A 24,015-nucleotide genomic window follows, 5' to 3' on the forward strand; every position below is an offset into this window, starting at 1 on the left:
CCGGCCATCACGGAGACTCCCACCGCTGCTCCCACCGCGACCGCAGCCCCCACCGAAGGTCCCACTCCGACTACCGAACCCACCATCACCCCTTATCCAACTTCCACACCGGTAACGATGGATGGGTACAAGCAGTTGTACAGCGATTATGTGAAGACGATTTCGGATGTCAAAATTCCTGAAAGCACCTTACGGGATTTGTATCGGGCGAACCTGATCCAAAAGAAAATGTACGAGAAGGTTACCGCCGATATCACCCCGATTCAGGAACAGGTCTGGGCGCGTCACATCCTGGTCGCCACGGAAGATGAAGCCAAAGCCGTGCTGGACCGCCTGAACAAAGGCGAAAGCTGGAATGCGATTGCGGCTGAGGTTTCCACGGATACCGCCAACAAAGACAACGGCGGAGATCTGGGTTGGTTCCCGCGCGGCGTCATGGAGACTGCCTTCGAAGACGCTGCTTTTTCGATGAAAGTGGGCGAGATCAGCCAGCCGATTAAATCCGATAGCGGCTATCACATCATCCAGCTGGTCGATCACGAACAGGAACGACCGCTGACCGCTTCCATGCTCGATCAACTCAAGCAGAGCACCTGGACGAAATGGTTGGATGGCATCAAAGCCAACAAGAAGATCGAAACCTTCGACCTTTGGAAACAACTCGTTCCCACCGAACCGACCGTTCCCGCCAGCTAAGATCGTTGATCTAGAAGACAAAACGGAGCCTGAAAATACAGGCTCCGTTTTTTGTTGTTATCAATATGGCTTTAGTGAACCATGTCTTCGCTGAGTTCGTCCAACCGCAGACTAATCATCTGGCTGGCCGAATCGCGTCCCATGGTGATGCCGTAGATGACATCCGCAGTTTGGACCGTATTCCGGTTGTGCGTGATCACGATGAACTGCGTGGTCTCACTCAGTTCGCGCAGCAGGTCACAAAAACGGCCCACGTTGGCTTCATCCAGCATGGCATCCACTTCGTCCATGACACAAAACGGCGTCGGTGAAACCTTGAGCAACGAGAAGATCAGTGCAACGGCGGTCAGACTGCGCTCGCCGCCGGAGAGCAGGGAGAGTCCCTGTTCGCGTTTTCCGGGCAGGCGCGTCTCAATATCGATGCCGGTCTCGGCCACGTTTTCAGCGTCTGTCAAAATCAATTTCGCAGACCCGCCGCCGAACAGCCGGGTGAACATCTCCTTGAATTCGATCGCAACAGCGTCGAAGGTCTTTCGGAACTCCCGGCGCATCAATTCATCCAGTTCGGTGATGACCTCGCGCAAATCCTGGTCGGCTTTTTTCAAATCCCCGACCTGATTGGTCAGAAAGTCATAGCGCTCCTTGACCGAATGATATTCCGCCTGCGCTTCAGGGTTGATGGCGCCCAGGCGGCGCAACTGAGCCCGCTGGCGGCTGATGGTGTCTTCCAGTTCCGGGGAGAGCTCGTTGACCTTGGGCAGTTCCTGCACCATGCCGTCCAGCGGCAGGGGCGTAGGCCCGACATTCTCACCCGTATATTCCAACGCCACCAGACCGAAATCTTCCTCGATGCGTCGGCGCAGCGACTCAATGGATTCGCTCACGCGTGTCATTTCCAACTGCGCCTGGGTGGAATACCGATCCGCCACCGAGACGCCCTGCTGGGCGGCCATCTGGTCTCCCTGCAGGTCGCTGTATTGCTTTTCCAGGCCCGTCAGGGCCTTTTCAGCCGGCTCGATTTGTTGCTGCAGGGCCTCGATGGCCGCGTTGATCCGGTTTTCGTCCTGATGGTACTGGGCCTTTTCCTGGTCCAGTTTTCCGAGCGCGGTCTGCAATTCCACTTTTCGCTGCTGTAAAGCCTTCTGCTGGTTGCGGCCGGTATCCACCGCCTGCTGGTATTCGTCCAGGCGGCGCGAGGTATCCTTGAGGGCGCGTTCGACTACGGCCGCATTCGTCGACCAGTGAGAGACCTGTTCTTGCAGTTCATCCATCGGTAACCCGGCCAGGGCGCGGCTGTGTTCGCGCACCTGTTCGTTGAAGCTTTCGATCTCGGTTACGATCTTCTTCAAATTCGCGCCGGACTGCTTCAATTCTTCATCCGAACGCCGAATCTGATCTTCCAGACCGCTCACCTGTCCGCGTTGGAAATCCCGGCGCTGGCGAGCCTGTTCGTGTTCCAATGTGGCCTGCTGCAGTACCTGGTTGGACTGATTCAATTCCTGCCCGGCCTGGCGAACGGCTCGATCCATCTCCTCCTGCAGGGACCTTTCGCGCGCCAGGGCTTCATCGAACCGCTGGGCGGCTTCCTTGGCCTCGGTGAGCTGTTTCTCGGCGTCGGCCAGGGCGTCCTGCAGTTCCCGTTTCTGGCGTGGGCGGCCGATGACGCTGGCGCGCGGTTCGCGTCCGGCCACGATGCTGCCGTTTCCGGAGAACACCTCGCCTTTCAGGGTGACCACGCGCGCGTACGGCGGCAGGTTGGCTGCCAGGCGGCGCGCGCCGGCGCGGCTGCGCGATACCAACACCTGCCCCAGCAACAGGTGAACGGCCGGTTTCAATTCTTGAGGTGCATTGACCAATTTACTGGCCAGGCCGATCAGATCCTCATCCTTCAGATCGGCCAAATCCTTGGGGGTTTTGACCCAATCGATCGGCAGCAGTTCGGCCCGACCGTTCTCATTTTTTTCCAGATATTCCAGAGCGCTTTCGGGGTCCGTGCCGGCTTCGATGAGAATGGCATCCAGATGTTCGCCCAACGCGCCGGCGATGGCGGATTCGTATTCGGCCGGCACATCCAGCAGTCCGCTCAAAGCGCGAAATTTGCCGTTCAACTTCTTCTGGTTTACGGCCTGCAGGAGCATTCTGGCGCCCTGATTCAGGCCGGCCATGGAGCGTTCAGCCTGCTCCAGCACATCGATCTGGGCGGCAAAACGCAACCGCTCGGTTTCGAAATGCGCCCGCTGATCTTGATAACGTTTCCGATTGGCTTCGAGTTCGCCCAACCGCTGCTGGTGCTGCTGTTGGGTTTCTTCGGCCGCATGCAGATTGGTTTCGGAGCGGTCGCGGTCGCCCTTGGCCTGCGATTGTTTGACCTGCGCCTGGTGAAGGGTGTTCTCAAGCGTCTCAATCGTCTTCAACAATCCTTCGCGATTGCGCTGCAGATTGGCGACCCGGTTTTGCAACTCGTCCTGATGGGCCTTGAACTGAACCTGGCGGGTTTCCGCTCCCGCCATCTGGCGGCGCGCATCCCGCAATTTCTGTTCAATCGCCTCCCGTTCGCGCTGGCGAGCCGACAGCGCCTTCCGGGCCGCTTCGACCTGGGAGCGCGCATCGGCCAGTTCGGTTTGCAGGCGTTCCTCCTCCAGGATCAGGCCGTCCAGACGATTCTGGCGCGACTTTTCCTCTTCCTCCTGGTGGGCCAGATCGGCTTCCAGGGTATTGCTTTGCTCGACGAGCGCGCGTTGGCGTTCATCCAGCACAGCCAGCCCGCGGCTGACGCGCTCGCGTTGATTGTGCAGCTCCGCTGACTGGCCGTGCCAGCCGTTCAATTGGTCGCGCACCTGCTGGAGCTGGGCCCGAACTGCGTTTAATTTTCCTTCCACGCCGGACAACTTCTCACGCGCCTGACCAAGCCGGGTTTCCTGGGCGCGTACGGTTTCACGGGTCTGGGAAAGGTCGCGTTGCACGCGGTGCCAGTGGAAGCCGTACCATTCGCGCAGGGAGACGCGCAGGTCGGCCATGATGCGGTCGTATTCGATGGCGCGCTGGGCCTGCTTCTCCAGGCTTTTCAGGCGGGGTTCCAATTCGCTGAGGATGTCCAGCACGCGCTCCAGGTTGCGGCGGGTCTGGTCCAACCGGTTGAGCGATTCCTCGCGCCGGCTGCGGTACAGGCCGATGCCCGCAGCTTCTTCGAAGAAGCGCCGGCGTTCATCCGGTTTGAGCGACAATGCCGCGTCCACCAGGCCCTGGCCGATGATGGTGTAAGTGCGTTCCGCCAGGCCGGACTGCGCGAGAAGTTCGGAGATCTCCTTCAGGCGCACGCGTTGCCCGTTGAGCAGATATTCATTGTTCCCGTCGCGATACGCGCGGCGCGTAATTTCAACCTCGGAAAAATCGATGGGCAACCAGCCGTCTTCATTGTCGAAGACAATCGCCGCGGAAGCCATGCCGGCTCGGGGCCTGAATTCCGAGCCGGAGAAAATCATGTCCTCGGTTTTTCGGCCGCGCAGCAGGCTGTAGGATTGCTCTCCCAGCACCCAGCGCAGCGAATCGGCGATGTTCGATTTGCCCGAACCATTCGGCCCGACAACAGCGGTAATTCGTCCCGGAAATTCAAATAACGTCCGGCTGGCGAATGTTTTATACCCATGCAGTTCAAGTTTCTTTAGCCGAGAGGTCATGCAACTCCTGATGATAAAAGATGGGTCCCGGCTTACTCTACCAGCCCCAATTGCTTCAATGCATTTTGCGCGGCGGCCTTCGCGGCGGCCTGTTTGCTGTGTCCCATTCCGTTGCCCTTCACCTCACCGGTGATGAGCACGTCCACAGAAAACATCTTGGAATGATCCGGACCGGTCGCGCTGCGGGTGATGTACTGCGGCGCCGGAAAGCCCTGCGATTGCGCCCATTCCTGCAGCATGCTTTTGGAATCTTCATTCTTGTGGTTGGCCAGGATGTCATCTGACGAGGCCTCGAGCAGGGGCTCGATAAAGTGCATGACACCATCGAGGTCCGAATCCAGGTAAATGGCGCCGATCACCGCCTCGAAGGTATCGCACAACAGGGCTGGCCGCTCGCGTCCGCCGGCCGCGGTTTCACCGCGTCCCAGGCGCATCGCCCCACCCAGGTTGATCTGCTTGGCGAACTCGGCCAATTGCTCGGTATGGACCAGCGCCGAGCGCATTCGCGTCAGGTCACCCTCGTGCATCTCCGGGTAGCGGTTGTACAGCCAGGCCCCGACGACGAAATCCAGAACGGCGTCGCCCAAGAATTCGAGCCGTTCGTTATCCTCCAACGCCTCTGAATGTTCATTCAAATAGGAGCGGTGCGTCAATGCCCGGCTCAATAAGAGCCAGTCGTTAAATTTCAAATTCAAGCGGGCAGCAAGTTCTTGCGGTGTTTCACGCACACCCACCGAATTGGGCGAATTGTCCACGGGTTCCTCCCCGGAACTCAGGGGTCGCCAGCCACCTCAACCGGTTCTGGTTCAGGTAGCTTGCGATCCATCAGTTCACAAATCAAGAATGGATTGGTTGAACTTTGAAACCGGAGCCTGACAGAATCAGAATGACCGGCTCAGGTATTTTACCCGATAATTGCTTAAAAGCGGCCCAAACCAGGGCAGAAGTTGGTTCGACATAAATGCCTTTGTGGGCGAGCTCGCTGGCGGCCGGAAGGATTTTCTCTTCCGCCACCCCGAGGAAGGTCCCATCCGCCGGCGGAATCTCATTCAACAGGGCTTCCGCGCGCACCGGACGGCTCACGCGCACGCCTTCGGCTACCGTCGGCCCTTCCCGGGTCGCGTCGATGGCCTCCATTCCATGCTCGAAAGCGTTCACCAGCGGCGCGCAGGCGGCCGCCTGAACCCCGACGAAATAGGGCCGGCGTTCGATCAGGCCGCGATTTTTCAAGGCCGCAAAACCCCGCACCAGGCCCAGCAGCAGCCCACCGTGCCCCACCGGCGCGAGGATCGAACCCACCACACCGGCCTGCTCCCAGAGCTCATAGGCAATGCTGGCGATGCCGGCCAATCCAAATGGAAGATAGGCATGGCTGGCATAAGGCACGCCCCGCTGAGCCTCTTCCAATACAGCCTGCGCCGCCGCGGACCGCGGTCCCTGAATGGGACGCAATTCGGCACCGTAGCGTTCGATCTGAATCCGCTTGGGGCCGGAAGCCGATTCCGGCACATACACCCGCGCCCGCAGCCCGGCCCGCGCCGCGTACGCCGCAAAGGATGCCCCGGCGTTGCCGGAGGAATCTTCCACGGCCTCCCGCACGCCGCGCGCCAGCAGTTGGCTGACCAGCACCGCGCTGCCGCGGTCTTTATACGACCCGCTGGAATTTAAATATTCGAGTTTGAAACCGATCTTTTGTCCTTCGAATTCGTCCCACAACAGCGGCGTAAGGCCTTCACCCAGGCTGACCAACGGCGCCGCGGCGGGCAAATCGAATGCACTCCGATAACGCCACATTCCGGGCAGGCTGCGATCGACCTGATCCGGATCGAAGTCCGGCGGAGTCGCGAAATCATAAATGCCGCCGCAGTCCGGGCAGCGGTAAGGGACGCCACTGGCTGGGTAGGGATGAAAACAGGATGTGCAGTGGATGACACTCAGCATGGCTCAATCGCCTTTTTGGGGCTGGTATTTACCCGCCACCCAATCCTCGCCGTCCGGCCCGATCTCTTTTTTCCACACCGGGACGATCTCTTTCAAACGGTCGATGCCGTAACGCGCCGCCTCGAAACAGCCCGTGTCGCGGTGCGCCGCTGAGCAGGCAATGAGCACAGTGGGCGTGCCGGGGTCCAATAACCCGACCCGTTGGACGATCGCGATCCCTTCCACGGCCGGCCAGCGTTCCCGAATTTCCTCGGCCACCTGCGCCATTTTGGCTTCAGCCATAGGTTTGTAGGCTTCGTATTCCAGCCGAGCCGTCTCATGCGCCTGACCCCGCAGCGTGCTGCCGCGGACCACGCCCGTAAATACTGCCACCGCGCCGGTGGTCGGGAGCGTGACCTGCTGAACCAGGTCGTTCAGGTCCAGCACATCGTTCGTGATGTGTAAAATTGTCGGCAGACCGCTGCCGCCGGACACCGGCGGAAATACTGCGACTTCCGCCCCGTCCGGGATCCTGTCGCCGTCAAAGGCGAAATGCTGGTTGACCGATACGACCGAATTACCCATAAGCTGGGCCGTACCAGGAAACTGGCCGGCCAGGGTGGCTTTCAACGCCCCCACCGTCGAGCCATCCGGCAGGTTTAGTGTCACCTTCGGAGTTCCAGCTTTCTCTTTGAAATGTGCAAAAAAGAGGACTTGAATTTCCATGCCTTGAATTTCTCTATCTTTCTTTACTCGTTAATCACGTCGCCGCTGGTTCCACCGTGCTTTTCGACCAGACGAATATTCTGGATGCGCCCGGTTTTCTCCACGGCCTTAACCATATCGTAAACGGCCAGCGCGGCCACGGATACGGCGGTCAGCGCCTCCATCTCCACGCCGGTCTTGCCGATCGTCACCACGCGCGAGCTGATCTTGACTCCCGGCAGCGCGTCATCCAGTTCCAGGTCCACGCTGATCTGGTGAATCGGGATCGGGTGGCACAGCGGGATCAATTCGGACGTCCGCTTGGCGCCCATGATGCCGGCCAACTGCGCGACCGTCAGCACATCGCCTTTTTTCATCAAACCCTGGCGGATCAAAGCGACGGTTTCGGGTTTCAGGACGACCTCGCCGCGGGCGATGGCCGTGCGTTCGGTTTCAGGCTTGGCGGCCACGTTTACCATGTGCGCCCTGCCGGTTTCATCGATATGGGTTAATTTGTGTTCTCTTTCTGGCATAGCGCTATTATACCCTGTTCAAAAAACATTTTAGAAATTTGGAAATCGATCCGGCGGATCGTGAACCAACCATCATCCATCGATCGCGCGAATTGTTCTCATTATTTCGTGGGTTTCGGGGTCCTAAAATCCGGTCGGCAGGATCGTGACGAATTCTGCTATAATAGCCAGCGTGAGTCTCCAGGTAGCCGAGCATCAAACCGAAGGATACACGATCTCCACGGAAGTCTATGCGGGACCGTTGGACCTGTTGTTGGAATTGATCGAATCCGCGGAGCTGGATATCACCCGGCTGGCTCTGGCCCAGGTCACCGATCAATATCTCGCCTATCTGCATAAGCTGGAAGACCGCAGCGCCGCGGAAGTGTCCGCCTTTCTGGTCATCGCCGCGCGCTTGGTGCAGATCAAATCCGCCGCCCTGCTGCCGCGTCCCAGCCTGGACCTGGCCGGAGCAACTCCTGAGGACGACGGCGAAGCCCTGGCCAGACAGTTGATCCTCTACAAACGCTTCAAAGAGCTGGCTGTGTACCTCGATAAACAGGATGTAGCTGGCTTACACACCTACCTGCGCATGGCGCCGCCCCCCAAGGTCAACCTGCCTGCTCACGTCGATTTGACCGGGGTCACGCTGGCCGACCTGCTTCAGGCTGCACGGGACGTGTTTCACAGCCAGCATATGCTGGCGCCGCTCAGCCAGGTGGTCACCATGCCGCGCGTCACCATCCGCGAAAAGATCACCAAATTGCTCGAAATCCTGCGTCGGGCCGGCCAGGCCACCTTCCGATCCATTCTTGCGCCGGATTCGACCCGGATAGAAGTTGTGGTCACCTTCCTGGCCATGCTCGAACTGATCAAGCGCCGCATCGTCGAAGCCCGCCAGGATGACCTGTTTGGGGATATTTCCATTCAACCCCAGGGCGATCTTTCGGCGGATGTCGATACAGAAATCGAATTCACAGAATAACAAACGCGGAGGAAATTTCCTCCGCGTTTGTGATCACTGCGCCTTTGTTTCTTCGTCCACCTGATCGACCAACTCGTAAGGCAGCCGGGTGCTCAACCAGACCGCCATCAGGCTGATATCATCCTTGCTGTGGGTCGTCTCCGGGTGCAAAGACCGGAAGGTTTCGTCTAGCATATCGAACTGTTCCGCCTTCGGCCAGCGCGTCAAAAAACCGGGCAATTTCGTGCGGTCGGCGTCCAACGGTAAGATCGTCCAGCCGCGGGCCGTCAAGAAGTCGAAGATCTGCTGGCGCAATTCGATGTTCAATTCACTCCAGGCGGCCAGCACATTGGCGGCAAACTGTGGGCTGCGTTCGAATGCCTGAACGGCGGAACGGGCTTTGACCTGCACGGGCGCCAGGCTGCTGTTACGAAAACCCGGCACTTTGACCAACTGACGGATTTGCCCGTTCAAACGCGAACGAAGATCCGCTGGAAGCGACTCCAGGTTCGACATCACCTGAGTCAAAACCTGCTGCCGGTACTCCGGGAGCATGAATTCATTGATGGCATGAAATTGAAGAAATTGAGTTTGCTGCTTTTCATTCATGGGACCAATTATAAAGAACCCGCCCCATTTCGGAAAGGGCGGGTTCCAAAAGTCGGGTAAACAATCGTCGATTTACTCCGATGGAATGATGATCCAGCAGATCAAATACAGCAGCAGCCCGGGCACACCGCCGGGCAAGAATGTTACCAAGAAACCGAGTCGAAACCAGACCGGGTCGATACCGAAGAACGCGCCCAACCCGCCGCAAACACCAGCAATCACCCGGTCGGTGCGGGACCTGCGTAAGGCATTTCGTGTGTTATTATTCATGGATATTCATCTCCTTTTGAACGATCACACTCTATATACGCAGATTCCTTTATCGCGTTGCAATGCCTATTTTTCTTTAGCAACCTGGTCGCTGACCTGGTCCAGGCGGGCAACTTCATCCTCCGTCAGCCGCCAGCCCAGGGCGCCGGTATTTTGCTGCTGCTGCCCGGGCGTCTTTGCCCCGGCAATCGGGACCGCGCCTTTGCAGATCACCCAGTTCAACGCCACCTGGGCGGCCGTCTTGCCGGCGTGATCGGAACCGATCTTATAAAGCAACTGGATCAAGGGTTTGATGCGCGCCAGCGTGCGCTGACTGTACATGGCCGAGCGGATGCCCCGCACCGGTTTCTCGGGAGAATATTTTCCGGTCAGCACGCCCATCGCCAGCGGACTGTAGGCCAAGACCGTGATTCCCTGCTGCTGGCAGTGCTGCAAAAGGCCGTTCTTCTCGATCTCGCGGTTGAGCAGGCTGTATTCCACCTGATTTGCGGCCAGCCGAAAACCGGAACGGATCAAAGCGTTTTGGGCGCGATCCATCCAGGCCCGCGAATAATTGGAGACCCCGGCCGCCGAAATCCAGCCCGCATGCAAAGCCTCGACCAAGCCGTCCATCCAGACCTCGGGTTGAAGGGGCGGCATGGGTTGGTGGATCTGGTACAAGTCCACCCGTTCCACCCCCAGGCGTTTTAAACTGGCCTTCAACGCGCGCAGCAGAAACCCGCGCCCCAGCCGCCACGGATAGGGCATGAACTTCGTGGCTATGCGAAAATTGCAGGGGATTTCCTTGATGAATTCACCCAGCAATTGTTCCGATTTCCCCTGCCCGTACACTTCCGCCGTGTCGAAAAAAACTGTACCGTTTTCACAGCACATCTCGAATGTCGCTTCGATTTCCGGTCGCCCATATTCCTGACCGTATCCCCACAGGTACCGGTCCCCCCAGGCCCACGTACCCACCATATACTCGACACCCTGCAACACAGGATGACGCTCCGGCAATGCTTCAGTCATGCAGTCCTCCTAGACAGACTATCCTTGTTATTATACACATGCGGCCAGAAGGATTGCAGGATTTTAATATCTAATCCATGGCAGGAGCATCTTTCTTGAAGACTACGTTATAATATGCCCGTCAACCATTCTGGAGGAGACGCATGTCTGAAACCATCGAATTTAGCCGCAATTACAACGACCTCAGCACCGACAACGGTTTTCAATTCGAATTTTACTGTGACCGTTGCGGATCAGGCCACCGCACAACGTTTGTCTCCTGGACAACGGGGAACATCGCCAATGTGCTCAATACCGCATCCAATTTATTCGGGGGTGTATTTTCCAGCGCCGCCTCGGTCGGCGAATCGGTCCGCTCGTCGGCCTGGCAAAAGGCCCACGATGATGCCTTCGTGAGCGCCTGCCGTGAAATCCGCTCGAATTTCGTCCAGTGCCCGCGCTGCCAAAATTGGGTTTGCAGGAAGAGCTGCTGGAATAACAAACGCGGTTTGTGCAAGGAATGCGCACCGGACCTGGGAGTCGAAATGAGCGCTGCTCAGGCTTCGCGTTCGGTGGAGGAAGTCTGGGCGCACGCCGCGATGGCCGAAGAAGACAAGAAGCTGGCGGAAGGCAATTGGCGGGAGACCATCCGCGCCACCTGCCCGCAGTGCAACGAACCCCTGGCGACCAACGCCAAATTCTGCCCAAGCTGCGGCGCAAAGGTAAAATTCGACGACAAATGCCCCAAGTGCGGCGCCAAACTCCAACCGGGCGCAAAGTTCTGCGGGGAATGCGGTACAAAAATATAATCAAGCCATAGCTTAATCCCTGGCCCGGGCGAATCGCCCGGGCTTTTTGTTCTTTTCGTGTCTTTCGTGGTAAACCATCTTTCCGGCCAGCTTTTCGCGCAAACAAATAACCTTGTGAAAATTCCAGCCTGAATATAGAATGAAGCTCATGTCCGAAGACATTACCCCCATTCGCCAGCAGTATCTGGATATCAAACGCCAGCATCCAGACGCCATTCTCTTCTTTCGCCTGGGCGATTTCTACGAAACCTTCGATGACGATGCCGAAATCGCCTCGCGCGAACTCGACATCGTCCTGACTTCGCGCGGCGTCGCCAAAGGCACGCGCATCCCCATGGCCGGTATCCCCTACCATGCGGTCGAAAATTACCTGGCCCGCCTGATCGACAAGGGCTATCACGTCGCCATCTGCGAACAGATGGGCGACCAGCCGGTGAAGGGACTGTTTCCGCGCAAAGTCATCCGCGTGGTGACCCCGGGCACGGTCGTCGAGCCCGGACTGCTCAAAGGTGACCGCAACAATTACCTGGTCGGAGTCTTCTCGGACGAAAACCGCGCCGGCGTGGCCTATGTGGATATCACCACCGGTGAGTTCGCCGCCACCGAACTGGAGGGCGAGGATATCGCCGGGATGCTGCGGGCGGAATTGATCCGTTTGAATCCGGCCGAAGTCCTGCTGCCCGAAACGATCGAAATCCAGAATGGGTTCCCCGGGCACATCACCCACTGGCCGGATTGGCGCTTCGAGAGTGGGCGCTGCCAGGAAACGCTGCTGCGCCAGTTCGAGGCCGGCACGCTGGACGGCTTCGGCCTGCACGGGCTGGGCGATGCCATTCGCGCCGCCGGCGCCGTGCTGCAATACCTGCAGGAGACCCAGCCGACCGCGCTGCAGCTTCTGAACTCGCTGTCCACCTATTCGTTGAATGAGTTCATGACGTTGGACGCCGCCACGCGCCGCAACCTCGAGTTGACCGAAACCATTCGCACCGGCGAGACGCAGGGTTCCCTGCTCTCCGTGCTCGACCACACCACCACGCCCATGGGCAAGCGCCTGATGCGCCAGTGGGTCAGTAAACCCCTGCTCGACCCGGCCGCCATTCGCCGCCGCCAGGACGGTGTGGCGTACCTGGTGACGCAGGGCCTGCTGCGCGCCGAGTTGCGCACCGCGCTGCGCCCGCTGGGCGATCTGGAACGCCTGATCAACCGGGTGATCTCAGGTCACGCCGGGCCGCGCGACCTGACCGCCATCCGCGCCACCCTGCAGCACCTGCCCGGCGTGCTGGCCTTGTTCGCCGCGCAGCCGTCCGAGCTGGCCGATCCGCTGACGGGGCTGGATTTGTGCAGCGAGGAACTGCAACTGCTCGAAACGGCCGTCAGCGAGGAGCCGCCGGCCACGCTGCAAAACTCGGGCATCATCCGTTCGGGTTATTCCGGCGAACTGGACAACGTCATCGAAGCCTCGGGCCACGCCCGGGATTGGATCGCCAACCTCGAATCGGTCGAGCGCGAGCGGACCGGCGTCAAGAATCTCAAGGTCGGTTACAACAAGGTCTTCGGCTATTACATCGAGATCAGCAACAGCAACACCGCCAACGCGCCCCAGGATTACATTCGCAAGCAGACCCTGGTCAACGCCGAACGTTACATCACCCCCGAAATGAAAGAATACGAAGCGCTGGTGCTGAACGCCGAGGAACGCATCCGCGAAATCGAAGGCCGCCTGTTCAAGGAAATTTGCGCCCGGTTGGCCGCCGCCAGCGCCAGGATGCTTTCCACGGCCCGCAGTCTGGCCAACCTGGACGTGCTGGCCTCGCTCGCCGAAGCCGCCGCGGTCGGCAACTACGTGCGTCCCGAGTTATCTGAAGATACCCGCCTGGAGATCCGCGACGGGCGCCACCCGGTGGTCGAGAACACCCTGAGCGGCGACCGCTTCGTGCCCAACGACGCGACTTTCGAACCCGGCGAGATGGTGCGCGTCATCACCGGGCCCAATATGAGCGGCAAGAGCACCTTCCTGCGCCAGGTGGCCCTGATCGTGCTGATGGCCCAGATCGGCAGTTTCGTCCCGGCTTCATCGGCGCACATCGGTCTGGTCGACCGCATCTTCACCCGCATCGGTGCCCAGGACGAGATCCACGCCGGCCAATCGACGTTCATGGTCGAAATGATCGAGGCGGCCAACATCCTCAACCACGCCACCGCGCGCAGCCTGCTCATTTTGGATGAAATCGGTCGCGGCACCAGCACCTACGACGGCGTCTCCATCGCCTGGGCGGTGGTCGAGTACATCCACAACCACCCCGGCCTGCGCTCGCGCACCCTGTTCGCCACCCACTACCACGAACTGACCCAACTGGCCGACCTGCTACCCGGCGTGCGCAACTACAACGTCGCCGTCAGCGAAGCCGGCGGCAAGGTCGTCTTCCTGCACAAGATCGTCCCCGGCGGCGCGGACCGCTCCTACGGCATCCACGTGGCCCAACTGGCCGGGCTGCCCAAGCCGGTCATCCAGCGCGCCAGCGAGATCATGCACACCCTCGAGCAGTCCTCCGGCAAAGCGGTCAAGATCGCGCCCGGACTCTCGCAGCAGATGGCGCTCTTCCCGGAGACCAATCCAATGCTGGATGAATTGGAGGAATTGGATATCAATTCGATGTCGCCAATCGAGGCGTTGAATAAGTTGTACGAATGGCAAAGAAAATTTGGTTCAAAAGAGAAGAAGACTGATCGACCGGGGAATAAGTTGTAGGGAGTGTTCCGGAGCGATTGGTAAGTTGCCTTCCTGAGAATCCCTGCCCCTACACCACCTCGCTTTTAAATCGCCATGGGCGAGGCTTTTGCCCCGCCCATCGTATGCGCACAATGTTGAGAATGTGCTCTGAATGCTTCGAATGTCAATCTGAAGCAATACAACTTCTGACTATGTCTGAATGATCTGCAGCTGCTACTTTGTAAAAACGCCGCAGATCGTTTCTCCGCCCTCTGAATATTCCTCCCCCGCAATATCACCATAAATTTCAAATGCCTTGAAACCCGCGGGGAGGATTTCTGAGATCAGTGCATCCTTTGTAAAAAAATGATCCCAGATGTTGTAGCAATTGACCGCGTCTTCGGTTATCACAATGGATTGCCGCAGCTCGGTGTGATCATCGTCATCGTACTGATAAACGGAGTCCAATACAATATGCGGCTTTTCGCTAAAAAATCCATCTTCTCCACTGGAGAACCATGAACGGCTTTCATTTTTTCTCATCCGAGGGGTAAATACATCGAGGATGAATTTCCCATTCGGCTTTAATGCTCGATAAATTTTCTTCAATAATATTTGCCTGTCCGTAATCGACAACACGGGATAATCGCAATAGATCAAGGTTACGACATCGAACTGATCCTCATAATCAATCGTCAAATAATCCTGGTAGTAATATTCGATATTACTTTGATTGAGCGACGTCTGTTCTTTTGCGTATGCGATGGACCGTTTGGAATAATCCAATCCGGTCACAGAATATCCCGCCTTACTGAAACGCTCCGCATATAGGCCGGGGCCGCAACCCAAATCAAGCAATAACCGGTATTGAGGCGGCGGCGCAATTCGCGAAATCCAATTTACGGATTTTTCTAGAAATTCAGGTTTACGGGTTGCCGCATCCCAATTGGGATTCAGGTGAGCCTCCAGCATCCCTTTCGAGATGTGGTCATCATCCCAGAATTTGTTGGTGCTCGGAGCATACAAATTTGGTTTGGTTGTAAATTTGCCAAGTTCCTTGAACAGCATCGAATCTCCTTATATCAATCCATTTCCCCGGTAACAAAGAGGGTGAGTAAGATGTTCTGTGACATTATGGATTTGTCCAGTAATTGATATACGGATAATATTCATAAATGGTTGCATGATTAATCAACAGCAGCCGAAGATGTGGGCTGAAGCCCACCTTACAGACGATGGATGGTGCAGCGCATGGTGTTACGGCAGGGAACAGCCGAAGATGTGGGCTGAAGCCCACCCTACGGCTTGGATGGGTTTGACTCCCCTCGCTCCGGCGCTCTTACCCCCAAAATCGCGCTCTCTCGATCGAAGGTCCCCACGCCATTAGTGATCCACGTTGGAAAAAAAATGACGGGCTCCTCAGGCCGCGTCCGGGAGTCCGTCTTCTCATTCAATCCGCGTAGGCTTCACTGCTCCATTGCGGCAGCGTTCGCCTGGGCAGCGCCCAATCCTTGTAGAACTGGCTGGTCTTGCGGAACTGGCGCACGAAGATGATATCCGCGCACAACCCCGAGCGACAGCTCGTGACCGCGTGAAGCCGGTCGAGCATGCCCTCGGTCAGATCCTCGCCGCTGGCCAGCAACGTCCACCAGGCCGCCTGAGCGGCGTAGGCGACGTTATTGCGCGGTTCGATGCGGTCGAAATCCTCAAAGAACCAGCCGCACGAGGTGAACATGCGCTGGCGTTCGAACTGCGCGCGCAGGATCAAGTCCAGCGAGCGCGCCTGTTCTTCATCCAGCGGCGGCAGGACGTGTTCCCGGAGCAGATCGTCCACCCGGGTTTGCCCCAGGCGCACCCGGATATACTGGTGGCGCAGCTCCCATGGATCGCGGACCAGAGTGGATGTCACTTGCAGATAAATGCGGTCGATCTCCTGGCCCAGCCATTGCATGGCCGCGAAGAACGGCTGCTTCCAGGCGCTGCGCGGGGTGCAATCGCAGCCCGTCGACCAGCGCGCCACGCCGTGGTGGCAACTCCAGGAAGTCCGGTCATGGATGGCAATGGTCTGGGTGGCGGGATTTTCCTGCAGCCACAGTGCGGGGAAGGTTGTCCGCAGCGGCGTTCCGCTGAGCGCGCCGTCCGTCAGGCGCGCCAGGAACCGGTCGCGGAAAGGCTGGTGGTGGCCGTAGAGTTCGCCGTCGGAGGCGATGGTAAGCAGGCTGGACTGCCCTTTGCGCGGGAAATATTCCCGGCCCAGCAAACTTTGCGCGAAATCATCCGCGTTGACGGTGGCCTGGGGGTTGAAGCTCACATTCGAGCTGAGTTCGGCCTGGTAGAAGATGACTGTAATTTCCTTGCCGTTGGGCAATTCCACCCGGTACGGCCGGGTGACGTCCACGTTGGGCACGCCGGCCTGCCAGGGCGCCAGGATAGTGAACTGGATGCCGCAATCGGCCAGCACGGCCAGCGTTTCCAGGTCCACGGCGGCTTCGGGCAGCCACATGCCCTGGGGTTTGAAGCCAAAGCGTTGTTCGAAATCGGCGATTCCCCAGCGCACCTGGGTCACCTTATCTTCAAAACCGCCCAGCGGCAGGATGGTATGGTGATAAGGCTGCGCCAGCGCGTTGGTGACGCCAAAGTGCTCCAGGTTGGCGTGCGCCTGGGCAATGATCTGTTGGCTGGTATCCGGATGGTTTTCCGCCATCCAATCGAACAGGGTCGGGCCGATATTGAAACTGACCCGTTCGAACACGCCCAATTCGGCGTTCGGACGGTAGCAGCGATCGTAAATTTTTTCGTTCCAGTCATGGTAAGGTGCCGCGCCAGGTTCCTGGGGAATTTTCCCCGTCAGCGGATCCTCGCGGGTGGGTTGGTAGAAGTGCGCGTGGATGCATAACCCTAACGAATTGGAGATCGACATACCTTTATTGTTTCCTTTTTGTTTTAGGGTTCGAAACATACTTGAGATATTCGGATTGCTGGTTGAAGCGCGCCGGCATCAGGCCGAACATGCGCGGGATGGTATCCACCGGACAGGTTCGATCAGAAGACAGGTAATCCAGCCAGAATAACGATAATGGAAAATGGTGAAAGGTTTGTTCATACCAGAGTGCAAAAACGCGAACGGTCGCCGGATACACTTCGACGGGGATACGGCGCATCCCGGTGGCGTTTTCGATGATCTTCAGGATCTCACGCAACGACAGGTATTCAGCGCCACCGATCGATAACACCTGATTTTCATAAGCGTTGCTTTCCAGGGCCATCAACATGCAGGTCACCAGGTCTTCGACCCAGATCGGCTGAACCAGATGGCCGCCGTCGCCCGGCAGGAAGAAAGCGATCGGCAGCATGCGCATCAGGCGTGTCAGCCCGCTGAACAGGTAATCGCCGGGTCCAAAAACGGCTCCACTGCGAAAGATCGTGTAAGGAACGCCGCTGTGGACAATGGCCGATTCGGCCAGGGCCTTGGCGCGCAGGACCGGGTAAGCAGAGGCTCGATCCGCCCCCAGATGGCTCAGGAAGAAGAAATGCTCAATGCCGGCCTGCGCTGCGGCCAGCGCCACCTGGTGAGTTCCTTCCACATCCACCTGGGTCAAATCCGCGCCGGTGCTTTGATGTTCTGCGCTGGCCAGATGAAACACGGTGTCCACCCCCTTCATGGCAGCCCTCAGCCCGCGCTCATCCAGTAAACTACAAACGGCCACCTCGACCGGCACACCTTTGGGCAATGCAGGCGAATTTGTAGATGGCCGCAGTAAGGTACGTACGGGTTTTCCCATCGACACTAGCTGGCGCACCAATTCGCGTCCGATAAAACCCGTGCCACCGGTAACAAGAATCATTGAATGAAATTATATCAGAAGTACAAAAATGAATCAGTAGAGCTCATCATCAATCAAATCTTACAATCTTCCTCTCTTTTAAAACCGAAAAAATCCTTCAAGGGCGATTTCTCTGGCATGCTAGTTGCACCTTAACGAGCAGTTCATTCAGCGAGGACAATATGGATGCATCTGATTTGACCATCGATTACCAGAACCGGCTCGGCTGCCATTATTTTCAAGATACGAAACATTTCCGAGAAATCGATTTACAGACCTGGCTGCCGCCTCTCAAGAAACTGGGCGCATCCTGGCTGGTTTTGCAAGCAGAGGGTGAACGAGCCGCCATTCCCGAACCCTTTATCAGCGGGTTATTCGAAGCAGGCATCCAACCCATTTTACAAATGTCCATGCCGCTCGGAACTGCCATCGATATGCCCGGATTCGAATTGTTGTTCGGCGCTTATGCGCGCTGGGGTGTACGCCACGTCGTCCTCTTCGACAGCCCGAACAGCCGCACGGCCTGGCCATGCGGCGGATGGACGCAGCAGGGTCTGGTCGATCGTTTCCTCGATCGTTACCTGCCGCCCGCCAACCTGGCCCTCCAATCCGGGCTCACCCCGGTGTTTCCGCCCCTCGAACCCGGCGGTAACTTTTGGGACACGGCTTTTCTGCGTCTTTCGCTGGAAGCGCTCGAACGCCGCAAGCAAACCGGCCTGTTGGATCATCTGATGCTGGGCGCTTACGCCTGGACGCACGGCCGCCCCCTGGATTGGGGCGCCGGCGGTCCGGAACGCTGGCCCGAAGCACATCCGTATTTCACTCCGGACGGCGCACAGGATCAGCTCGGTTTCCGGATTGGCGACTGGTACCAGGCGATCGTTCAGACCGTGCTGCAAAAGCAGGTCCCGCTGATCTTATTCGGCGCTGGTCTGACGGGTGATCCGATTCACTCCCGGGAAACAGCCGGCGCCCCTGAAATGGTCGATTTATATCTGGAAATTGCCAATTTATGCGCCGGAATCACCAACGCTGAAGCGGAACCGGGTGAGACTTCCCGGGAACCCCTCCTGGATCAGGTCGTGGCCTGTAATTTCTGGCTGCTGAGCGCCGAGGAAGCGGATCCCTGCCAGAAACAGGCCCTCTTCGACGCGCAAGGTACTCCTCGCCCGGCCGGCCAGGCGCTGCTGGACTGGGCTGAAAAGAACCACTTCACAGGTTCCAAGGACAATGCGGACGCGAAAGTTGTTCCCGCCGGCATCCGCCCGATCCACCATTATCTCCTGCTGCCCAGCTACCCGGACGGCATTTCGGATTGGGATTGGAACGTCATCCGCGGTTTCGTCAAGAAATACCAGCCCACAGTGGGCTTTCAGATGACCGAAGCGGCTATTGCCGAACAGGTAACCCTGGTCGGGAGCGACAAGGCCTTCAGCGAGGACGATCTGGATCAACTTCGCCATGCCGGTTGCCAGGTCGAATGGATTCGCGGGGATGGCATGAGTATTGCAACACAACTGGCAGAGAGGTAACACACCATGAACATAACGATGCCCGCAAAACCCATCCAGCAAGTACCCCTCAACGTCAAACCGCCGGTATTAAAAGTGATCGGTTTGGGTGGCGGGGGGTCCAATGCCATCAATCGCATGATCGAATTGGGATTGTCCGGAGTCGATTTTATCGCCGCAAACACCGATGCCCAGGCTCTGCGAAATTCGCTTGCGCCAGTCAAAATTCAGCTCGGCCCGCAGCTCACGCGCGGATTGGGCGCCGGCGGCAACCCCGAAATGGGTGAAGGCGCCGCCGAGGAAAGCATCAAAGAACTCAAAGCCGCCATGCAGGGCGCCGACATGGTCTTCCTGGCAGCCGGCATGGGCGGCGGGACCGGCACCGGTGCGATCTCGATTGCCGCTCGGGTGGCCCGTTCCCTGGGCGCGGTGACCGTCGCGGTCGTCACCATGCCGTTTGCCTTCGAAGTCGGCCGGCGTCAGAAGAACGCCCGCGCTGGCCTGGCCAAGCTGCGTCCCTTCACTGACACACTCATCAGCATTCCAAACGATCGCCTGCTCAGCATCGCCCGCCCGGATCTGACCCTCGAGATGGCCTTCCGCCTGGCGGATGACGTACTGCGCCAGGGCATCCAGGGCATCACCGAACTGATCACCGAACCCGGGCTGATCAACGTCGATTTCGCCCACATCCGCAAGATCATGCAGATGGGCGGCGGCGCGCTGCTCTCGATTGGCATCGGTGAAGGTGAAGGCAAGGCGCGCAAGGCCATCGAATACGCGCTGCATCATCCGCTGCTGGAATCGATCAACCTGGAAAACGCCAACGGCATCATCGCCAATTTCACCGGCGGATCGGATTTGACTTTCTTCGAGGTGATGGACGCGCTCAACGAACTCCAGAACCGCACCAATGGCCAGGCCGAGATTGTCCCGGGCGTCATCAACGACGACCGTATGCACGACCGCACCCAGGTCATTCTGATCATCACCGGTCTGGGCGCCACCGCTATGCCGGTTTCCCTGCAGCCGCAGCCGGCCCAGGCCCAGGCTCACCCGGCCGCTGCGGAGGAAAAGCCCATTTGCGTCGGCACATTGCCCCAACGCGAATCCGTCGAGGCCGGCGTCGGCGCCGCCTCTGATCTGGATCTGCCGGCATTCATGCGTCGCCGGGTACACTAACCGTATGGAAAAATCATTGGTTTCTGCGATTTGCAAACAGGTCTACCGCCGTTTTCCAGAAATGGAAGGGCGGCAGCCCAGAGTTAAGGCTCAAGGAGAGGAACAGGTATTGCTGATCTTCTCTGCGAAGGTCGCCAGCGAAAGCGGACATTCGATCGAAAAAACGGTTCGCGTTGTTGCCAACAGCGGGGGCAAGATCATCAAAATGTCCGAATCTCGGTGAAAAAAAGAGGTAGTAACATGAACATTAATGTCCCAATCACCCAACGCGTCGAAATCTTATTCTGGGATTTTGTGATCAATACTCTGACGAAATCCGAATTTGTGCGCCACAATCTGCCCCGGTTTTATCGATTGCTGGAACCGCGGGCCGTTCGCCAGGCCATGACCTGGATTCTATGCGCCTCAGCCGCAGGTTTTGTTACCGGACTCGTCGCCAATCTGTACCTTCTCACGAGGTAAAACCGATGCGTCTTCGCTGGCCGGTCCTCTTCCTCATCCTGGTCGTCCTGGTTTCGTCGATCCATACACAGCCCGTTCAGGCCGCTCGGGGCATCCCCGGTTCGGCCGAGTTCGGTTTTGGCGCCCGCCTGAACCTGTATGGGTCGCAATTCGATCAGGCATTGCAACTGGCCGGCACGCTGCGGTTGGATTGGCTGACCATCGACCTTGCCTGGGCATCGCTCATGCCCGATCCAACCGTGGCCATCGATTTCACCCGGCTGGATCAGGCCATGCAGACCGCGGCTCAAAATCAAACCGCCGTCATGCTGAGCATCACCCAACCACCGGCCTGGGCGCTGACGTCCCAGGGACCCAACCCTAATCTGGCGGCTGTGTTCGTCCAGATGTTGGCGGCGCGCTACGCCGGCACGCTTCAAGCGGTCGAATTCTTTCCGAGCGCCAACACGCTCACCGGTTGGGGGGCAGCTCCCGATCCGGCGGCTTATTGGAATGCGTTTTCAAGCGTGCGCTCGAAGCTTCAGGAAAGCGGCATATCCCTGGAATGGATCGCGGGCGGCCTGGAAATCACCAAGAATTCAAGCTCCGGCTCCATGGATGAATTGGATTTTTTGCGAGGCCTGTACCAGGCGGGAGCGGCCGGCAATCTGCCAGTCGTCAGCCTGCGCTATTCCGAAATCACCGGCCAACCTTCCGATCCAACTCAGGATTCTGAAAAACGTCTGCTGCGGCGGTATGAAGCCATCCGGCAGGTCATGACGGATAACAACCAGGGAAATTGCCTGCTCTGGATTACCCATCTTTCCGTACCTGATGGTACAATCAATTCAGGGGAAACAAGCACAAAAGACCCGAACCAACAAAGCAACTGGTTGACGCAAGCTGCCACACAGCTTCGTGCGCAGCTTTACATCGGCATGGTTGTTTTTGCCGATCTAAACGCAGTCGATTCATCGCAGCCAACTTTCAAGGGGGCCAACCTTTCTGCCGGTGGCCACCCTTTTGCCAAGACCCTCCGAGAGATCATTCAGTATAATGACCCCGGCGATCTAGGTAACCCGCCAGGTCGAGCAAAGAACGGTGCATTTACCAAACCCCGATCCTGACCATGCGAAAGATAGGAATTTTCCTAGCACTCCTCGCTTTCTTGCTCTTCGTCTTCCTCGGTTTTCATGTTGCCGAATTGTTCTCTACTGCCGGTGTAGGACAATCTGGCAATTTGGCTGCCACGGCAGGCGAGCAGCAATATAATTTTTTAATTGTGCACGTCGACCAGCTCGACAGTGATCATCCTGCCCTGATTTCGGTTTGGGTTGCCTTTACCTACCTGGCCGATCCGGCCAGCATTTCGTTCCTGCCCATTTATCCCACCAACCGAAACGGTGAAATGGACCTGGCGGCCCATTTTTCCCTCTCCAAAGAGAAGACGATTTCCACTGCTTTTCTTGAACAATTACAAAAAGAATATAACCTCCAGTGGTCGCATGTCGTAATGATCGACCAAAAAGGCGCCTCCTACTGGACTCGTTTTTTGACCGGCGCTGAATTCTCGCAGACTCTGGATTCAGATAATCAGACCCTGCTAAAACCCGAAATCGACCTGCTGGGATCTCTTTGCAGTGCATTGCGCGAACGTGGATCGGGAGTCTTGACCGGTTTGGAATGGAATCAAGTCATCCCGGATCATTTGCGAACGGATATTTCCCTTGATCAGGTGATCGGGGAGTGGGACAGAATTCAAAAAAGCGGCTTGTGCGACGTATTCGGACAATAAGATAGCGGGTTCCGAAATTAAGAGTTCGATGATAATTTCGGAGATATTTTATCTTTTTATTGACTTTTAAAACAATTCGTCATATACTATCCTTATGTTATCTGAATAATAACGATATGTGATCATAGCACAAGGAGTAACTATCATGACTTGGAAAATTGACAACGCCCATACGGTGATCGAATTTGCCGTTCGCCATATGATGATTTCCACTGTCCGGGGGCGCTTCGAACGCTTCGACGGGAATGTCGACTTTAACGAAACAAATACCGCCTCTTCGAGCGTGGACGTCAGAATCGAAACGGCCAGCATCAACACCAACGAACCTCAGCGTGACAATCACCTGCGCTCCGCCGATTTCTTCGAATCTGAAAAATATCCCTATCTGACGTTCAAAAGCACCCGAGTCGAGCAATTGGACGACACGACAGGGCGCATCTACGGCGACCTGACCATCCGCAATATCACCCACCCGGTCGTGTTGGAAACCGAATATAACGGCCAGGCCAGGAGCCCCTGGGGAAAGTTCAGCGCCGGATTCACCGCCAACACCAAAATCAACCGCAAAGATTGGAATCTGGTTTGGAATCAAACCCTCGAGACCGGCGGCGTGCTGGTTGGCGATGATATCAAGATTCACATCGAGCTCGAGGTCATTAAGGAGATTCCGGAAGTCGTCAGCGCAAGTGAGAGGAACAATTAAGGAAGTAATTTTCCAACAAAGCAACCAAAACCGGCAGACATCTGCCGGTTTCATGTTATAATGTCGCGTTCGCGCAAACCGCGATTTGACGGTTTAATCAGAAATGGAGTACCCCTTGAACGAAAGTGTAAAACCCACCAAAATCGAAAACGACGTCGTCGTTATCATGGACTACTCGCTCACTGTTGACGGCGAGGTTGTGGATTCATCCGAAGAAGGCGGGCCGATTGCCTTCCTTCAAGGACGCGGGAATATCATTCCCGGGCTGGAGCGTGAACTGGCCGGCATGGTCATCGGTGAAAGCAAAAGTGTCACCGTTCTTCCGGCCGACGGTTATGGCGAATTCGAACCCGAAAATCTCGTCGACGTTCCCCGCTCCGAATTTCCGGCGGAAATTCCGCTGGAAATCGGCACCGAAATTCAGGTTGCCATGGACGACGGCAGCGAAGACACGGCCATCATCAGCGATATCAAGGACGACTCGATTCAGCTCGATTTCAATCACCCGCTGGCCGGCAAAACCCTGGATTTCCAGGTCACCATCACAGACCTGCGGGCGCCCACGGATGAAGAACTCGACCACGGCCATGTTCACGACGATGATCTCGATGAATGGGATGACGATCTGGACGACGAAGAGTTCGACGAAGAAGAAGATGAAGAAGACGAACTGAAATAAAGCCTTTTTGTCGACTCT

At 57.4% G+C, this 24,015-nt stretch carries 23 protein-coding genes; 12 read left to right on the forward strand and 11 right to left on the reverse strand.

Translation table 11 applies throughout. The annotated features are described in order from the left end of the window. Positions 1-696: peptidylprolyl isomerase (locus LARV_RS14115; RefSeq protein ID WP_201785925.1), on the forward strand; the 696-nt coding region annotated here is incomplete at its 5' end. 71 nt (positions 697-767) lie between these two features. On the opposite strand, the gene smc is transcribed toward LARV_RS14115, so the two are convergent. The 5 genes from smc to moaC all read right to left on the reverse strand — a co-directional run bounded on the left by smc (position 768) and on the right by moaC (position 7,531). Then, positions 768-4,373: a chromosome segregation protein SMC gene (gene smc, locus LARV_RS14120; protein WP_075074235.1), complete on the reverse strand. Its 3,606-nt coding sequence runs from the start codon at positions 4,371-4,373 to the stop codon at positions 768-770. A 32-nt stretch (positions 4,374-4,405) separates the two neighbouring features. Then, a complete protein-coding gene (gene rnc / locus LARV_RS14125; protein WP_236709982.1) occupies positions 4,406-5,128 on the reverse strand; it encodes a ribonuclease III in 723 nt (240 codons plus the stop codon). A gap of 82 nt (positions 5,129-5,210) precedes the next feature. Beyond that, positions 5,211-6,314, reverse strand: coding sequence for a pyridoxal-phosphate dependent enzyme (locus tag LARV_RS14130; RefSeq protein ID WP_075074236.1), 1,104 nt, complete (start codon positions 6,312-6,314; stop codon positions 5,211-5,213). 3 nt (positions 6,315-6,317) lie between these two features. Continuing rightward, entirely contained in the window at positions 6,318-7,019 is a 702-nt protein-coding gene (locus LARV_RS14135) for a molybdenum cofactor biosynthesis protein MoaE (RefSeq protein ID WP_075074237.1), read from the reverse strand. Positions 7,020-7,042: 23 nt separating this feature from the next. Continuing rightward, positions 7,043-7,531: a cyclic pyranopterin monophosphate synthase MoaC gene (moaC, locus tag LARV_RS14140; RefSeq protein WP_075074238.1), complete on the reverse strand. Its 489-nt coding sequence runs from the start codon at positions 7,529-7,531 to the stop codon at positions 7,043-7,045. 172 nt (positions 7,532-7,703) lie between these two features. Here moaC and LARV_RS14145 point away from each other — a divergent pair, with 172 nt between their 5' ends. Beyond that, a complete protein-coding gene (locus LARV_RS14145; RefSeq protein WP_075074239.1) occupies positions 7,704-8,495 on the forward strand; it encodes a segregation and condensation protein A in 792 nt (263 codons plus the stop codon). 33 nt (positions 8,496-8,528) lie between these two features. On the opposite strand, the gene LARV_RS14150 is transcribed toward LARV_RS14145, so the two are convergent. From LARV_RS14150 to LARV_RS14160, 3 genes are all read right to left on the reverse strand, one after another. Further along, positions 8,529-9,083 (reverse strand): hypothetical protein, encoded by a 555-nt coding sequence (locus LARV_RS14150; protein ID WP_075074240.1) that lies wholly within the window; start codon positions 9,081-9,083, stop codon positions 8,529-8,531. 72 nt (positions 9,084-9,155) lie between these two features. After that, positions 9,156-9,353 carry a PspC domain-containing protein gene (locus LARV_RS14155; RefSeq protein ID WP_075074241.1) on the reverse strand — a complete coding sequence of 66 codons (198 nt, stop codon included), beginning with the start codon at positions 9,351-9,353 and terminating at the stop codon, positions 9,156-9,158. Between the two features lie 66 nt (positions 9,354-9,419). Then, positions 9,420-10,364 carry an aldo/keto reductase gene (locus LARV_RS14160; protein WP_201785926.1) on the reverse strand — a complete coding sequence of 315 codons (945 nt, stop codon included), beginning with the start codon at positions 10,362-10,364 and terminating at the stop codon, positions 9,420-9,422. 143 nt (positions 10,365-10,507) lie between these two features. Here LARV_RS14160 and LARV_RS14165 point away from each other — a divergent pair, with 143 nt between their 5' ends. Further along, positions 10,508-11,152 carry a zinc ribbon domain-containing protein gene (locus LARV_RS14165; protein WP_075074242.1) on the forward strand — a complete coding sequence of 215 codons (645 nt, stop codon included), beginning with the start codon at positions 10,508-10,510 and terminating at the stop codon, positions 11,150-11,152. A gap of 148 nt (positions 11,153-11,300) precedes the next feature. Then, positions 11,301-13,901 carry a DNA mismatch repair protein MutS gene (gene mutS, locus LARV_RS14170; RefSeq protein ID WP_075074243.1) on the forward strand — a complete coding sequence of 867 codons (2,601 nt, stop codon included), beginning with the start codon at positions 11,301-11,303 and terminating at the stop codon, positions 13,899-13,901. Between the two features lie 195 nt (positions 13,902-14,096). On the opposite strand, the gene LARV_RS14175 is transcribed toward mutS, so the two are convergent. The 3 genes from LARV_RS14175 to LARV_RS14185 form a co-directional block, all read right to left on the reverse strand. Beyond that, positions 14,097-14,930: a class I SAM-dependent methyltransferase gene (locus LARV_RS14175; protein WP_075074244.1), complete on the reverse strand. Its 834-nt coding sequence runs from the start codon at positions 14,928-14,930 to the stop codon at positions 14,097-14,099. 382 nt (positions 14,931-15,312) lie between these two features. Next, on the reverse strand, positions 15,313-16,782 hold the full coding sequence (locus LARV_RS14180; RefSeq protein WP_075074245.1) for a DUF3536 domain-containing protein: 1,470 nt from the start codon (positions 16,780-16,782) through the stop codon (positions 15,313-15,315). 4 nt (positions 16,783-16,786) lie between these two features. Continuing rightward, positions 16,787-17,707 carry an SDR family oxidoreductase gene (locus LARV_RS14185; protein ID WP_075074246.1) on the reverse strand — a complete coding sequence of 307 codons (921 nt, stop codon included), beginning with the start codon at positions 17,705-17,707 and terminating at the stop codon, positions 16,787-16,789. A gap of 161 nt (positions 17,708-17,868) precedes the next feature. Between LARV_RS14185 and LARV_RS14190 the strand changes: the two genes are divergently transcribed. The 8 genes from LARV_RS14190 (at position 17,869) to LARV_RS14225 (ending at position 23,997) form a co-directional block, all read left to right on the forward strand. Then, positions 17,869-19,218 (forward strand): hypothetical protein, encoded by a 1,350-nt coding sequence (locus LARV_RS14190; RefSeq protein WP_075074247.1) that lies wholly within the window; start codon positions 17,869-17,871, stop codon positions 19,216-19,218. 18 nt (positions 19,219-19,236) lie between these two features. Continuing rightward, positions 19,237-20,379 carry a cell division protein FtsZ gene (gene ftsZ / locus LARV_RS14195; protein ID WP_075075252.1) on the forward strand — a complete coding sequence of 381 codons (1,143 nt, stop codon included), beginning with the start codon at positions 19,237-19,239 and terminating at the stop codon, positions 20,377-20,379. A 4-nt stretch (positions 20,380-20,383) separates the two neighbouring features. Next, positions 20,384-20,602 carry a hypothetical protein gene (locus tag LARV_RS14200; protein ID WP_152031803.1) on the forward strand — a complete coding sequence of 73 codons (219 nt, stop codon included), beginning with the start codon at positions 20,384-20,386 and terminating at the stop codon, positions 20,600-20,602. Positions 20,603-20,619: 17 nt separating this feature from the next. After that, entirely contained in the window at positions 20,620-20,841 is a 222-nt protein-coding gene (locus LARV_RS14205; RefSeq protein ID WP_075074249.1) for a hypothetical protein, read from the forward strand. 5 nt (positions 20,842-20,846) lie between these two features. Beyond that, positions 20,847-21,947, forward strand: coding sequence for a hypothetical protein (locus LARV_RS14210; protein WP_075074250.1), 1,101 nt, complete (start codon positions 20,847-20,849; stop codon positions 21,945-21,947). Positions 21,948-22,060: 113 nt separating this feature from the next. After that, positions 22,061-22,615: a hypothetical protein gene (locus LARV_RS14215; RefSeq protein ID WP_152031804.1), complete on the forward strand. Its 555-nt coding sequence runs from the start codon at positions 22,061-22,063 to the stop codon at positions 22,613-22,615. Between the two features lie 145 nt (positions 22,616-22,760). After that, positions 22,761-23,318 (forward strand): YceI family protein, encoded by a 558-nt coding sequence (locus LARV_RS14220; RefSeq protein ID WP_075074252.1) that lies wholly within the window; start codon positions 22,761-22,763, stop codon positions 23,316-23,318. A 115-nt stretch (positions 23,319-23,433) separates the two neighbouring features. Next, complete coding sequence (locus LARV_RS14225; protein ID WP_075074253.1) at positions 23,434-23,997, forward strand: FKBP-type peptidyl-prolyl cis-trans isomerase; 564 nt, start codon at positions 23,434-23,436, stop codon at positions 23,995-23,997. The last annotated feature ends 18 nt before the right edge of the window (positions 23,998-24,015 follow it).

This window comes from Longilinea arvoryzae (genome assembly GCF_001050235.1).
Lineage (GTDB): Bacteria > Chloroflexota > Anaerolineae > Anaerolineales > Anaerolineaceae > Longilinea > Longilinea arvoryzae.